The following is a 14,540-nucleotide window of genomic DNA, read 5'->3' on the forward strand; positions in this document are numbered from 1 at the left end:
ATTACACTTTTTCAGGGCTATACACTTTGACACGACCATTTTGATTATTTTAACACCACTTGATCAAAAAAAGCTTGAATTGTTTCATCAGATTGAGAACCAAACATTCTAGATACTTCTTTTCCGTCTTTAAAATAAACAAGTGTAGGTGTAGCCTCTATTGAATAATCATCCCAGCCTTGTTCATATTCAAGTATATTATATTTTACAATTTCAACCCCATTTTTCTTTGCAAGGGGAACTAATCTAGGAGTCATTTCTTGACAGTGAATGCATTCTGGACTAAAAAAGTAAACAGTAACCGGTTCACCAGTAGCAATCTTTTCTTTTAGTTTATCTGGCATGATGATGTTTTGATAGTTTGGATCTTTTAGTAAATCAATAGTAGATTGTTTTAAATTAGTTTTATCGTAAGGGTTGTCCGCTAATTTTGTTTTGTTTGATTGGTTCGTTAAAATAATAATTAGAGCAAAAACAACAACGATGATTCCACCAAATATAGCTAATTTTTTCATACTCCTTTTTCCTCCTTTAGGCTTCGTAAAACTAATACACTACTAATAATGATTAAAATAAATGCTATTAGTGCTAAAAATGGAATCGTAATAAATCCAAAATAATTAATATAATCACTAGTACAAGGTACTCTACCACAAGCAGGTGCGGAATCTTGCATAAAACTTATTTTTTGAATGCTATAGTGATACGCGGAGATACAACCACCGATTATGGAGAAAGTGAGCGTAGTAACTGCAACTTTAGCATTTTTTTGCGCATATGCTATTACTAATATGATGACAAGAGGATACATAAGTATGCGCTGATACCAACATAATTCACATGGCTCGTACTGCCTGATTTCCGAAAAATATAAGGAACCGAGTGTTGCAGTAAAAGCTACTGTCCACATAAATAACAATAAATTTTCAATTTTTTTTGTCATAGAATGCTCCTTTAAAATACTTTGAACTCAAATCAAAGTATACGGCTTCTTTAAAAGTATGTAAAATATTTTATCTGTATAGGAAAGAGGGATATAATAGAGGATACTACCTAGAAGAGGAGCGATTAGAATGTCTGAAGAATTTGATCTATCTCAATTTGAAAAAAGTATGGTTATAAGACAAACGTCTTTTTCAGATATAGATTCTATTTTAGAAATCCAACGCCTTTGTTTCCCTGGAATGGATCCGTGGCAAGTAGCTCATTTACGCAGTCACTTAACTATTTTTCCAGAAGGCCAATTAGTTGCAGAACTAGATGGCAAAGTAATTGGATCTTGTTCGAGTTTAATTATTAACTTTGATGAGTATGATGATCGCCATTCTTGGTCAGATGTGACGGATGCAGGTTATATTACGAACCATAATCCTGAAGGATATAATTTATATGGTATTGAAGTAATGGTACATCCGAATTATCGAAGAATGAAGGTAGGGCAACGTCTATATGAAGGAAGAAAAGATATTGCCAGACAGTTCAATTTAAAATCCATTATAATTGGCGGGCGTATCCCGAACTATCATAAACATGCTGAAGAAATGTCACCGAGAGAGTATGTGACAGCTGTATCACGTCATAAATTATATGATCCGGTACTCACGTTTCAGTTAATGAACGGATTTACGTTAATGCGTATTAATCCAAACTATTTACCTGACGATAAAGCATCCGCTAAATACGCTACTTTAATGGAATGGAATAACGTAGATTATATCCCACTTTCCAAGCGTCATTTTAAGACGAGTTATCCTGTTCGAATTTGTGCAGTACAATATATGATGCGTAAAATTAATTCGTTTGAAGAATTTGCAAACCAATGCGAGTATTTTGTAGATGTCGCTTCTGACGCACAATCCGATTTCGTTGTGTTTCCAGAAATTTTTACAACTCAATTAATGTCTTTCTTAGATGAGCCTTCACCAAGTCAGGCTGTTCGTAAATTAACGGAATACACCCCGCAATATATGGAGTTATTTTCCGATTTAGCTGTGCGTTACAATATTAATATTATTGCTGGCTCCCACTTTGTAGAAGAAGAAAATGAAGAAATCTATAATATTGCGTATTTATTCCACCGTGATGGTTCTATAGACAAGCAGTATAAAGTCCACATTACACCGAATGAACGTAAATGGTGGGGCATTAGTGCTGGGGATTCCGTACAAGTATTTGATACGGATTGTGGTAAAATTGCCATTCAAATTTGTTATGATATTGAATTTCCAGAGCTTGCACGAATTGCGACAGATATGGGTGCGAATATTATTTTCACCCCGTTTTGTACGGAGGATCGTCAAGGATACTTACGTGTTCGTTATTGTGCCCAAGCCAAAGCAGTTGAAAATCAAATTTATACGGTCATCTCTGGTACAGTAGGCAACTTACCGCAAACCGAAAATATGGATATTCAATATGCACAGTCTGCTATTTTTGCACCTTCTGATTTTGAATTTGCAAGGGATGGAATTGTAGGAGAAACAGAACCAAATTTAGAAATGGTTTTAATAGGTGATGTTGATTTAGAAATTTTAAGACGACAACGTCAAGATGGAACAGTTAAGCATTTAAAGGATCGTCGTCATGACGTGTACGGTATTGATTACAAAAAGTAAGGAATGAGGTTTCACAAAATGTCATATAAACAGTTATTCGAACAATGGAATAGCTTTTCTGAATTAGAGCCTATTTGGAAAGAGGATCTTGGATTATTAGCAAAAGATGAGAAACGCCTGGAGGATGCATTTTACCGTGATTTAGAGTTTGGAACTGGCGGAATGCGAGGGGAAATTGGAGCTGGAACGAATCGTATGAATACATATACGATTCGTAAAGCTACCTCTGGATTAGCTGGATATATAAAAGCAGCAGGAGCGAATGCTATGAGTCGTGGTGTAGTCATTGCTTATGATAGTCGTAGATTTTCTCCCGAGTTTGCACGTGAAGCAGCAAATACATTAGCTTCTAATGGCATTAAAGCTTATTTATATAGCGAGCCTAGAACAACCCCACAGTTGTCTTACTCGGTTCGCAAGCTACATGCATTCATGGGAATTGTTATTACGGCAAGTCATAATCCTCCTGAATACAATGGATATAAAGTATACGGAGAAGATGGTGCCCAGTTAAATTTGAGCGATGCAGATGAGGTGATTTATTATGTCAATAAAGCTGGAGATGCCCTTCAAATAAAACTAAATGCTATCGACGAAAGACTTATTATATCTTTAGATGAAGAAATAGATAAAGCTTATATGAATGAATTGAAAACAGTGCAAGAAAATCCGGCCCTTGCTGCTGCTACTGAATTAAAAGTAGTATTTACCCCACTTCACGGGGCATCCGGTCACAGTGTGAGCCAAGTATTAAGTGAGTGCGGCTATCAACATATCTATTATGTAGAAGAACAAATGGAGCCGAATGGTGAATTCCCTACAGTGGATTCTCCAAATCCTGAAGAACATAGCGCGTTTGAATATGCCATTCAATATGGTGAAAAATACGATACCGACATTTTAGTTGCTGCAGATCCAGATGGAGACCGTGTAGGACTAGCAGTGAAAACAGAAGAAGGATTTAAGCTTTTAACTGGCAATCAAACAGGTGCTATTTTAATCGAATATTTATTAACACAAAGAAAAGAAAAAGGCGAAATGCCAGCTAATGGCCGTGTTTTTAAAACGATTGTGACATCTGATTTAGGAAGAGTTATTGCAGAGTATCATGGTGCAAGCACGGAAGATGTATTGACCGGTTTTAAATTTATTGGTGAAAAAATTAAGCAGTATGAAGAAACAAAAGAATATGAGTTTCTATTTGGTTACGAAGAAAGTTATGGCTATTTAGTAAAAAGCTTTGCTAGGGATAAAGATGCAATACAAAGTGTACTTGCGATAGTTGAAGCTGCTGCTTACTATAAATTGCAAGATTTGACTCTAGTTGATGTTTTACATGCCCTATACGAAAGACATGGCTATTATTTAGAAGGACTAGTATCTGTCACGAAAAAAGGTGTAAGTGGATCAAATGCTATTAAAAGCTTACTAGAACAAATTCGTTTGAATCAGATATCTGAAATTGCGGGAGTAACTGTACAATCACAAGAGGATTATTTAACTTCTCTGCGAACGTTTACAGATGGTCGAGAAGCGGAGCAGCTTTTTTTACCAAATTCGAATGTGATCAAATACTTCCTAGCCGATGGTTCATGGGTATGTGTAAGACCAAGCGGAACGGAACCGAAGATTAAATATTATTTTGGTGTGACTAGCGAGTCCGAGACGGAAAGCATTGAAAAACTAGAAGTATTGAAAGAGGCATTTACTGCTGAAATGAATCGATATTTGAGTTAATTGCATAAATAGCATTTAATTATTAAGACACGAACAAATGTTATTTTGATTGGAGTGAAAGGCGGCGACTCCAGACGGGGGCCAACAGGATGTTGGTCACGAAGGCGTTGCCACACGATGTGACGCTCTTAGCCTTTGTTCCTCGGAGAAAGATGAGACATCGCAAACGACGCGAATGCGGCGGTGAGGGCTCATCGATCCCCCCGCGGAAAGCGTCCGCCGATAGCGGAAATCTTGCTGATTTATTAAGAGCATATTATACATGTTTTTACATTTCACTTTAATATTGTTCGTGTTTTATGCTTTAACTTTGAGTTATGAAATTGATACATTTAAAAAAAGAAATGATGAAATCCGGGAAAGAGGTATAGTTACTCTCCCGGATTTTTTTCAGCCAAAAGTATGATGCCTAGTTTTTACAGTCATGTAACAATAGATGTTAAGATGAAATACATGGGAACCATTTAAATGGAGGAATTTTTACATGCAATCGAACGAACTCTCTAACATAGAGTTATTGAAGGAAATTGCAGAGTTTCTAAATGAAGAAACAGATATGGAACAAATGCTGCAAGGGGCACTTCAAAAGTTATTAGAAGGAACTGTTTTTGAGACAGGATGGATTTTCTTTATCGATAAAAAAGGAAAGCAACAGCTTATTTCACATGAAAACTTGCCAGATGCACTTAAGCAAAATGATTGCAGGCATTTGCAAAAAGGTGGATGTTGGTGTGTTTCTAGATTTCAAAATGGAGATTTAAAAAAGGCATCTAATATCATTGAGTGTAAACGAATTGTTAATGCACAAAAGAAGAAAAACGAAGCTACGGATGGAATCACGCATCATGCAACAGTTCCTCTACAATCTGGGCATGAGAGTTTTGGTCTTTTGAATGTTGCCACGCCAAATACGATTCGATTTTCAGAAGGTGAACTTGCATTACTCGAGTCCGTTGCATTTCAAATTGGATCTGCTATTAAGCGAATATACTTGACGAAACAAGAGCAACAAGTTGCGCTAGCGCAGGAAAGAAATCGCTTAGCACGTGACTTGCATGACTCCGTCAATCAATTATTATTTTCGGTCACTTTAACTGCTCGTGGAGGAGTTGAAATGACGGAGCAGCAAGAAATTAAGGACACATTTAAAGAAATACAATATTTAACACAAGATGCATTAACTGAAATGCGCGCCCTTATTTGGCAGCTGCGTCCGAAAGGATTAGAAACAGGAATAATTGAAGGCATTAAAGGTTACGGTGATATATTAGGATTAACACTTAATGTCATTGTGAAAGGTGTCATTAATTTACCTGCAAGCATTGAAGAAACGTTATTTCGTATTGCACAAGAAGCATTAAACAATATACGAAAGCACTCGGGTGTATTAAAGGCAGAGCTTTATTTAACGGTTACCCCTACAGATGTATTGTTAGTGATAAAAGATGAAGGTTGTGGATTTCATATGAATGAATCAAAGAGATTGCCTTCTATTGGTTTACAAAGCATGCGGGACCGAGCGAATTCAGTTGGAGGATGGGTTGATTGGGTAACGGAATGGAATAAAGGAACGGAAATTTTAGTACGGTTACCTTATTAGGAGGGATTTACATGATTCGAGTATTAATTGCAGACGATCATCATGTAGTAAGAAGAGGTTTAATGTTCTTTTTAAAGACCCAAAAAGATATGGACATTATCGGGGAAGCGAAGAATGGAAGAGAAGCAGTAGAAATGACAGAGACCCTAATGCCAGATGTAATATTAATGGACCTTGTTATGCCAGAAATGGATGGTATCCAAGCAACGAAGCGTATAAAAGCAAAATATCCAGAAATTCAAATATTAATGCTTACAAGCTTTTCTGATCGGGATCACGTCATACCTGCCTTGAAAGCTGGAGCAGCTGGTTATCAATTAAAAGACATTGAACCAGATGATTTGGCAGAAGCTATCCGTAAATTAATGAGAGGGGAAAATACATTACATCCTGATGCTACAACACAGCTGCAAAAGGAATATGAACCAGTCGTATTATTGCCGCATGAAGAATATTCCTTAACACCAAGAGAACAAGATGTATTGTCAGAACTCACAAAAGGAAAAAGTAATCGTGAAATAGCATCCTCTTTGTTCGTAACAGAAAAAACAGTGAAAACACATATATCGAATATATTTGCTAAGCTTCAAGTACAAGATCGAACCCAAGCTGCCCTATATGCGGTAAAACATGGGTTAACAGAACCAAGCGGGCAATAAAAAACACGGTGAGCCGCAGTCATGATGCGGTGCACTGTGTTTTTTGTTATGAGAAATTGGAATCGATCAATCGATCAATCATCGAAAATAACTTACTCCATCACGATTTTTTCCTTAAAGTGAGGCTCGATATGCACTTGAACAACAGAAAAAGGTTTGACTTTCATAATATTTCGCTCAATTTCTTCGGTTATTCGGTGACTTTCAATGACGTTTAGATTAGGGTCTACTGTAACAGTTAAATCAATAAGCATTAAATTTCCATGCATTCTTCCTTTAAAATCCTTTAAAGTTTCCACTCCATGTATAAGCTTTACAACGGACGACAGAGACTTTACTTCTTCCACATTAAATCCATCTGATAATGTATATGCTGCTTCATGAAAAATGTTATAAGCTGTCACCATAATAATAATTCCTACTATAAAAGCAGTTATACCATCTAATATTGGGAATCCTAACATAGACCCTACGATACCAATAGTTGCACCTATACTTACAAGTGCATCTGAAAGATTGTCGTATGCGGCCGCTTTTAAGGCAGAACTATTAATACGAGTACTTAATCTTAAATTGTATTTATAAACAACATACATAACTAGGGAGCTTATAAAACCAACTATCGCAGTCAAGGTAGAAGGAACTTCTTGCACTGGATTTGCTAGATGTTGCACGGCTTGAATAATTACTTGGATACCAATCGCTGCCATAATAAATGCAGCAATTAAAGAAGCGATGGTTTCTGCTCGTAAATGACCATATTGATGCTGGGCATCAGGTGGTTTTTGTGAAATTTTTAGTCCTATTAATATTGCAAGAGAGGAAATAATATCAGTAAAATTATTTAACCCATCTGCTTTTAAAGCTTCAGAGGAACCAAGAAAACCTACAATAAGTTTAAATGCACTTAACAAGAAGTAAATACAAATACTAACCCAAGCACCTTTTTCCCCTTCACGTAAATTTGTATAAAGTTCCATAGTGTTTCCTCCTCGCAACATATTTAGGCATATGAAAACGACTCCCAGTATGGGAGTCGCTATCTATTATTATTCATTTAATGAATCTTCATCCAAATTTTCATCGGAAGGAGCAATTTTTATGATTTCAAGGTATTGAATATGATGTCCGTCAATATCTTTAATCATAAATTCAAAGCCTTGTTCGATTATTTTCTCACCTTTTACGGCATCAAAGCTTTTAGTCATAAACCAACCGCCAATTGTATCAATGTCCTCTTCGTCAATGTTAATACTTAGAAGGTTATTCACATTTTCAATCAACATTTTTGCATCTACAATATAATGGTTTTCTCCGACTTTTTGAACTTCTGGAAGTTCGTCTGTATCAAATTCGTCTCGAATATCGCCGACAATTTCTTCGATAATATCTTCTATGGTAACAAGTCCAGAAGTACCACCATATTCGTCCATTAAAATAGCCATATGAATTCTCTCTCGTTGAATCTTAAGTAGTAAATCAGCGATAGGCATCGTTTCAATTACGCGAATAATCGGTTGCATATAATCACTCACTGGAGTTGTGGCATTCTCAGGATTTTTTATATAAGCAGTTAATAAGTTTTTCATATTGACAAGCCCAATAATGTGATCTTTATCGCCATCTGTTACTGGGTATCGTGTATATTGTTCCACACCAATTAGTTCAAATACCTCATTTAATGTAAAATCTTTATCAATTGAAATAATTTCAGTTCTAGGAACCATTATTTCTTTTGCTATTCGATCGTCGAATTCAAAAATTTTATTAACATATTTGTATTCGGCTTGATTAATTTCTCCACCTTTAAAACTTTCGGAAAGAATCATACGAAGTTCTTCTTCGGAATGGGCTACTTCTGATTCTGATACCGTTTTTAAACCAAATAAACGAACAGCTAGGAAACGTGCAGAGCCATTCATACCTCTAATAACTGGATACATTACATGATCGAAAATAATTAAAGGTTTAGCAACAGCTAGTGTTATTTCCTCCGCTTTTTGAATAGCAAATGTTTTTGGAGTTAATTCTCCAACTACTACATGTATAAAGGTTACGAGTGAAAATGCAATGATAAATGAAAGTACTGAGGTAATACTCTCTGGAAGAACAAAAAATTCAAAAACTGGATGTAGTAATGCTTCTATGGTCGGTTCACCAAGCCACCCTAATCCTAAAGCAGTAATTGTGATGCCGAGCTGACAAGCGGATAAATATTCATCCAGATTGGAAACAAGTTTTTTTGCATTTAACGCATTCTTATTCCCTTCAGCAATAAGCTGATCAATTCTAGTCGTTCTTACTTTAACAATTGCAAATTCACTTGCAACGAAAAATGCAGTGAATGCGATTAAGACAGCAAATGCTGTCAATCGTATGGCTATGTCCAAATAATTACTTTGTTCCTAACCCAAATGGGGGGTAGAACAAAGTGTACACCTCCTGTTTTCTAAAAAATAGTTTATAGTTTTAATAATAAAATAATGCAAAGTAAAATACAAATCTTTCTACTTACAATGGATATTTTTACATTACAACTCTTTCTACAGTGAAATTTACAAAAACTTAAAACGAAGTTTACTAGTTTTGTATGATAATAATAGAGATTGGATGGTGGAAAAATAATTGGAAAACAAATATGTTGAAATAATGAAAGCTGCAGTAAAACTTGGTCTAACATCATTTGGAGGTCCCACTGCTCATATTGGCTATTTCCGAGAAGAATATGTGAAAAAACGAAAATGGTTAGATGATAAATTATACGCTGACATCGTTGCTTTATGTCAATTTTTACCCGGTCCTGCATCCTCTCAAGTAGGAATTTCGATTGGTATATTAAGAGGTGGATTATTAGGGGGGATTATTTCATGGCTAGGATTTACGATACCATCTGTCATAATTCTTATGTTATTTGCGATGTTTATAAGTTCTACTGGTTCATTTGATAGTGGGTGGATTCAAGGACTGAAAATTGTCGCAGTCGCGGTTGTTGCACATGCATTAATAGGAATGCAAAAGTCTCTTGCGCCAGATCGTATGAGAATTTCCATAGCTATTGTTTGTGCCATATGCAACTTACTCATTCCTACTGTAGTAGGACAAATTGGAATTATTATTGCTGCAGGACTGTTTGGCTATTTTCATTATAAAAAAGAAACTGTAGAACCTACTCCTAAAATGCCACTAACGTTTGGTAAAAAAACTGGAATTATTAGTTGGATAATATTTTTTACCTTACTTATTCTATTACCAGTTTTTAAGCCTTTTTTTAAATCGGATTACTATTCCATGTTTGATATTTATTATCGTGTAGGTTCTATTGTATTTGGTGGAGGTCATGTAGTTTTACCAATTCTTCAGCGGGAAGTGAATGTTTCATCGGATGTGTTTCTTGCTGGATACGGAGTAACTCAAGCTGTTCCTGGACCACTCTTCACGATTGCAGGTTTTTTAGGACAAGTTACTGAAGGTACTATTGGTGTTTTCATTGCAGTTATAGCTATATTTTTACCTTCTTTTTTGTTAGTAATTGGTACACTACCTTTTTGGTCATATATTCGCTCGAAAAGAGGAATTCAAGCAGCATTAAAAGGTGTTAATGCTTCAGTGGTAGGAATATTACTTGCTGCATTATATGATCCAGTTTTCACAAGTGCCGTGAAAACTCCTGCAGACTTTGTCATTGTACTAATAACATTTACACTACTTATCGTGTATAAATGGGCACCTTTTAAAATAGTATTAATAAGTGCACTACTTGGAGCGGTGCTGCATATCATATAACTTACTTTAAGTTAATCCCGGAGAAATTTTTTCTGGGTAGCTGAACGAAGGAAGGAAATAAGCCATAACGAATTTGAAATTATTCCTTTTTTCAAAAAGTATTGACAATGGAAATTTCCATGTGCTAATGTTAAGGGACACTAAATAAAAAAGAAATGGAGGTATGAAAAAATGATTCGTTTAAAAGATATAGCAAACAATTTAATAATTTCTTCATACCTACCATTTGACGTAAAATGATTGTTGAATAGACATTTATAGAAATGATTTTGTCTATTTTAAAGCACATTACCGTAATATGGGTAATGTGCTTTTTTGCGTTCATTCGCTTCCAAAATTTGGTGTTAATATTAGGTGAAGGAGTGTTGAATATGAGTATTCAACGAACAAGACAAATTTTATTAAAGGAATCTTTAGAAGGTGGATAGCGAAGTCACACTTAGAGAGAAAAAAGAAATGAGGGGTTAGAGCATGTTTTCTGTTTTATTTAAATTGAAATGGTTTTTTAAAGATCATTGGAAGCGATATACTGTCGCTGTAAGTTTACTGATTGTAGCAAGTGCATTTGAAGTGTTGCCACCATGGATAGTCGGTGGAGCAATTGACACAATCACGATGGGAAAAATGACAAGTGATTCATTAATACAATATGTATTGCTGTTTGTAGGAATTATTATTGTCGGATATGGATTGAATTTTGTATGGCAATATCAATTATTTGGTGGCTCAATTACGATTGAACGTATTTTACGTTCAAAGTTAAATCGAAAATTTTTGAACATGACTCCAACTTTTTATGAAAAAAATCGTACGGGAGATTTAATGGCTCGTGCAACAAACGATTTAAATGCGGTTGCAACAACAGCTGGCTTTGGAATTATGACATTAATTGATTCAACCATGTATATGGCTGCACTTATTCTTGCCATGGGTTTCATTATTTCATGGAAGTTAACTATTTTCGCAATCTTACCAATCCCAATACTAGCATTTATTATGCAATATTTAGGTAAAATCATTCACGAAAAATATATGGTTTCGCAAGATGCATTTGGTGATTTGAATGACCGAGTATTAGAATCGATTGCTGGTGTTCGAGTTATTCGTGCTTACGTGCAAGAACGAGCAGATGAAAAGAAATTTGCTGATATGAGTGAAGAAGTGTATCAAAAAAATATGGTTGTGGAACGAATTGATGCCCTATTTGGTCCAATTACAAAAGTAGGGACTGGTATCAGTTATGTAGTAGCACTAGGATATGGTGCTTATCTCGTATCTAGAGGCGAAATGACCGTAGGGAATTTAATCACTTTTAATGTTTACTTAGGTATGGCTATTTGGCCAATGTTTGCTATTGGGGAATTAATCAACGTTATGCAACGTGGAAATGCATCGCTAGATCGTGTGCAAGAAACGCTGGATTATGAGGCAGACGTAAAAGATCCTGTTAGTCCTGTTCACTTAGCTGATGTTACATCAATCGGATTTGAAGAGGTCGGATTCCAATATCCATTATCACAAGTAAAAAATCTTCAAAATCTCCAAGTGAACCTTCAAAAAGGTCAAACTCTTGGAATTGTTGGGAAAACTGGTGCAGGAAAAACAACCTTTATGAAGCAATTATTAAAGGAATATCCTATTGGGGCTGGTCAACTAACAATTGGAGATATCGCAATATCGGATCAAACAAAAGATCAAGTTTTAGAATGGATTGGATACGTTCCACAAGATCATGTTTTATTCTCAAGAACTATCCGCCAGAATATTCTTTTTGGTAAAGAGGATGCTACGGAAGAGGATCTAGAAGAAGCTATTCGACTAGCTCATTTCCAAAAAGACTTGATGAACTTACCGATGGGGTTAGAAACATTAGTAGGAGAAAAAGGTGTCTCTTTATCTGGTGGTCAAAAACAACGTGTTTCAATTGCTCGGGCGCTTATTAAAAACCCAGAAATTTTACTTTTAGATGATTCGCTTTCTGCAGTAGATGCAAAAACGGAAGCGAAGATTATTGAAAATATACAAAATGAACGTAGTGGTAAGACAACAATTATTACGACGCATCGATTGTCTGGAATTCAACATGCTGACCATATTATTGTTTTAGATGAGGGACTAATTGTGGAAGAAGGTACCCATGAAGAACTTCTTTGTCAAAATGGTTGGTATAAAGAGCAATACGATCGTCAACAGCTTGAGGGGGTGTCGTCATGAGTACAGGAAAACGACTCTACCATTATGCGTTATTTTATAAAAAACCAATTATCATTGGTTTAATCTTTTTAACAATTGCAGTGTTTGCAGATTTAACTGGGCCTTTCATTGCAAAGAGAATTATCGACGAGCATATTACAGATGGATCTATTGATCTACAGCCAATATTAATACTATTAGGTGTGTTCTTTAGTTTAACTATTGTAACTGCAGTTTTTAGATATTTTATGTTTATAAATCTACAAGTCGGAGCAAATCGAGTTGTACAAAAGCTACGAAATGATGTATTTCAACATATACAAACGTTGCCAATACAGTATTTTGATAACTTACCTGCTGGTAAAGTAGTAGCTCGTGTAACAAATGATACAGAAGCAATTCGTAATTTATATGTGCAAGTATTATCACAGTTTGCGACTAGTATTATTTCTATTACAGGTGTTTATGTGGCACTTTTCATATTAAATGTGAAAATGGCTGCAATGGCACTATTTGTTGTTCCAATCGTATATGTTTGGATGATTGGATATCGAAAATATGCTTCAAAATATAATCATGTTGTTCGAACAAAAATTGCTGATTTAAATGCGATGTTGAATGAATCGATTCAAGGGATGTCTATTATTCAAGCGTTTAAACGAGAAAAGCAAATGGAACGTGAGTTTGAAGAAATGAATGAAGAGCATTACCGCTATCAGAAAAAATTACTTACACTTGATTCGGCTACTGCTTTTAACTTAGTTAGTGTACTTCGCTCAATCATGTTTATTATGTTTATCTGGTATTTCGGAAGCAAATCAATGGAACCGAATGCAATTGTTTCAGCTGGTATGCTTTACGCATTCGTAGATTATACGACTAGATTGTTCAATCCGATTACAGGTATTGTTAATCAGTTCTCCCAACTGGAGAGATCACTGGTTGCAGGGAATCGTGTTTTCACATTACTGGATGAACCTGGGGAAACAGTGAGAGATCAACGAATGGACCGTTACGAAGGAAATGTAGAGTTTCAAAATGTTTCTTTTGCTTACAAGGAAAAAGAATATGTTTTGAAAAATTTAAACTTTGTAGCAAACAAAGGAGAAACTGTGGCACTTGTTGGGCATACAGGTTCGGGTAAAAGTTCGATTATGAACCTATTGTTCCGTTTCTATGACCCATCAAAAGGAAAGATTCTAATTGATGGCATCGATATTACGACACTGCCAAGACAAACAATTCGAGATCATATGGGAATTGTTTTACAAGATCCGTATTTATTCTCCGGTACAATTGAATCTAACGTAAGCTTAAACGATCCACGTATTTCCCGTGAGAAAGTAGAAGCTGCTTTGGAGGCAGTTGGTGGAGAACGTGTGTTGAAAAATCTTGAAAAAGGATTGGATGAACCAGTTATTGAAAAGGGTAGCACATTATCCTCTGGTCAAAGACAATTAGTTTCATTTGCAAGAGCACTTGCATTCGATCCGGCCATTCTTATTTTAGATGAAGCTACATCTAATATCGATACGGAAACGGAAGAAATAATTCAGCATGCAATGGATGTATTGAAAAAAGGAAGAACTACATTTATCATTGCACATCGACTTTCTACTATTAAAAATGCAGATCGTATTTTAGTATTAGATCGTGGAGAGATCGTTGAGAGTGGCACTCATGACGAGTTGTTACAGCTACAAGGACGCTATGAACAAATGTATAAATTACAAGCAGGAGTACCTCAAAACGTGTAATACGTTTAGGGGTATTCCCTTTTTTATGTAGGAATAGGTGGATTTCCGTTTCAGGTGCACGCGTTCCGCGGGGGCGCAGCTTACGCGTTCGTTGTGATGTTTCATCTGGTCTCATAGAGGAACAAAGGCTAAGAGCGCTACATCGTGTGGCAACGCCTTCGTGACCAACATCCTGTTGGCCTCCCGCTGGAGTCGC

11 protein-coding genes are annotated in these 14,540 nt (G+C 35.8%); 7 read left to right on the forward strand and 4 right to left on the reverse strand.

Features of this window, described 5'->3' with window-relative positions; genetic code table 11:
- Positions 1-44: 44 nt before the first annotated feature.
- Together ACFVR1_RS18620 and ACFVR1_RS18625 are read right to left on the reverse strand one after the other, a co-directional pair.
- Complete coding sequence (locus tag ACFVR1_RS18620; protein WP_387586153.1) at positions 45-515, reverse strand: thioredoxin family protein; 471 nt, start codon at positions 513-515, stop codon at positions 45-47.
- Positions 512-943: a disulfide oxidoreductase gene (locus ACFVR1_RS18625; RefSeq protein WP_387586155.1), complete on the reverse strand. Its 432-nt coding sequence runs from the start codon at positions 941-943 to the stop codon at positions 512-514. The genes ACFVR1_RS18620 and ACFVR1_RS18625 overlap by 4 nt, the downstream gene beginning before the upstream one ends.
- A gap of 130 nt (positions 944-1,073) precedes the next feature.
- Here ACFVR1_RS18625 and ACFVR1_RS18630 point away from each other — a divergent pair, with 130 nt between their 5' ends.
- The 4 genes from ACFVR1_RS18630 (at position 1,074) to ACFVR1_RS18645 (ending at position 6,611) form a co-directional block, all read left to right on the forward strand.
- Positions 1,074-2,615, forward strand: coding sequence for a GNAT family N-acetyltransferase (locus ACFVR1_RS18630; protein WP_387586156.1), 1,542 nt, complete (start codon positions 1,074-1,076; stop codon positions 2,613-2,615).
- A gap of 18 nt (positions 2,616-2,633) precedes the next feature.
- Positions 2,634-4,352, forward strand: a complete 1,719-nt coding sequence (locus ACFVR1_RS18635) for a phospho-sugar mutase (RefSeq protein WP_387586158.1) — start codon at positions 2,634-2,636, stop codon at positions 4,350-4,352.
- A gap of 484 nt (positions 4,353-4,836) precedes the next feature.
- Complete coding sequence (locus tag ACFVR1_RS18640) at positions 4,837-5,952, forward strand: GAF domain-containing sensor histidine kinase (RefSeq protein WP_387586160.1); 1,116 nt, start codon at positions 4,837-4,839, stop codon at positions 5,950-5,952.
- A gap of 11 nt (positions 5,953-5,963) precedes the next feature.
- Entirely contained in the window at positions 5,964-6,611 is a 648-nt protein-coding gene (locus ACFVR1_RS18645; RefSeq protein WP_387586162.1) for a response regulator, read from the forward strand.
- A 92-nt stretch (positions 6,612-6,703) separates the two neighbouring features.
- Here the strand turns inward: ACFVR1_RS18645 and ACFVR1_RS18650 are convergent, their stop codons facing one another.
- Together ACFVR1_RS18650 and ACFVR1_RS18655 are read right to left on the reverse strand one after the other, a co-directional pair.
- Entirely contained in the window at positions 6,704-7,591 is an 888-nt protein-coding gene (locus ACFVR1_RS18650; RefSeq protein ID WP_387586163.1) for a cation diffusion facilitator family transporter, read from the reverse strand.
- Between the two features lie 69 nt (positions 7,592-7,660).
- Positions 7,661-9,001 carry a hemolysin family protein gene (locus ACFVR1_RS18655; RefSeq protein WP_387586164.1) on the reverse strand — a complete coding sequence of 447 codons (1,341 nt, stop codon included), beginning with the start codon at positions 8,999-9,001 and terminating at the stop codon, positions 7,661-7,663.
- Positions 9,002-9,260: 259 nt separating this feature from the next.
- Between ACFVR1_RS18655 and chrA the strand changes: the two genes are divergently transcribed.
- The 3 genes from chrA (at position 9,261) to ACFVR1_RS18670 (ending at position 14,344) form a co-directional block, all read left to right on the forward strand.
- Entirely contained in the window at positions 9,261-10,394 is a 1,134-nt protein-coding gene (gene chrA / locus ACFVR1_RS18660; RefSeq protein ID WP_387586208.1) for a chromate efflux transporter, read from the forward strand.
- A 471-nt stretch (positions 10,395-10,865) separates the two neighbouring features.
- A complete protein-coding gene (locus tag ACFVR1_RS18665; protein WP_387586166.1) occupies positions 10,866-12,608 on the forward strand; it encodes an ABC transporter ATP-binding protein in 1,743 nt (580 codons plus the stop codon).
- Entirely contained in the window at positions 12,605-14,344 is a 1,740-nt protein-coding gene (locus tag ACFVR1_RS18670; protein WP_387586168.1) for an ABC transporter ATP-binding protein, read from the forward strand. Before ACFVR1_RS18665 ends, ACFVR1_RS18670 begins: the two co-directional genes overlap by 4 nt.
- Positions 14,345-14,540 lie beyond the last annotated feature (196 nt).

The organism is Psychrobacillus sp. NPDC058041, from assembly GCF_042885655.1.
Lineage (GTDB): Bacteria > Bacillota > Bacilli > Bacillales_A > Planococcaceae > Psychrobacillus.

Coding starts and splice junctions, on each gene's coding strand:
- ACFVR1_RS18670 (WP_387586168.1), top strand. CDS start 12,605: ATGAGTACAGGAAAACGACTCTACCATTATGCGTTATTTTATAAAAAA.
- ACFVR1_RS18640 (WP_387586160.1), top strand. CDS start 4,837: ATGCAATCGAACGAACTCTCTAACATAGAGTTATTGAAGGAAATTGCA.
- ACFVR1_RS18665 (WP_387586166.1), top strand. CDS start 10,866: ATGTTTTCTGTTTTATTTAAATTGAAATGGTTTTTTAAAGATCATTGG.
- chrA (WP_387586208.1), top strand. CDS start 9,261: ATGAAAGCTGCAGTAAAACTTGGTCTAACATCATTTGGAGGTCCCACT.
- ACFVR1_RS18625 (WP_387586155.1), bottom strand. CDS start 943: ATGACAAAAAAAATTGAAAATTTATTGTTATTTATGTGGACAGTAGCT.
- ACFVR1_RS18645 (WP_387586162.1), top strand. CDS start 5,964: ATGATTCGAGTATTAATTGCAGACGATCATCATGTAGTAAGAAGAGGT.
- ACFVR1_RS18650 (WP_387586163.1), bottom strand. CDS start 7,591: ATGGAACTTTATACAAATTTACGTGAAGGGGAAAAAGGTGCTTGGGTT.
- ACFVR1_RS18635 (WP_387586158.1), top strand. CDS start 2,634: ATGTCATATAAACAGTTATTCGAACAATGGAATAGCTTTTCTGAATTA.
- ACFVR1_RS18620 (WP_387586153.1), bottom strand. CDS start 515: ATGAAAAAATTAGCTATATTTGGTGGAATCATCGTTGTTGTTTTTGCT.
- ACFVR1_RS18630 (WP_387586156.1), top strand. CDS start 1,074: ATGTCTGAAGAATTTGATCTATCTCAATTTGAAAAAAGTATGGTTATA.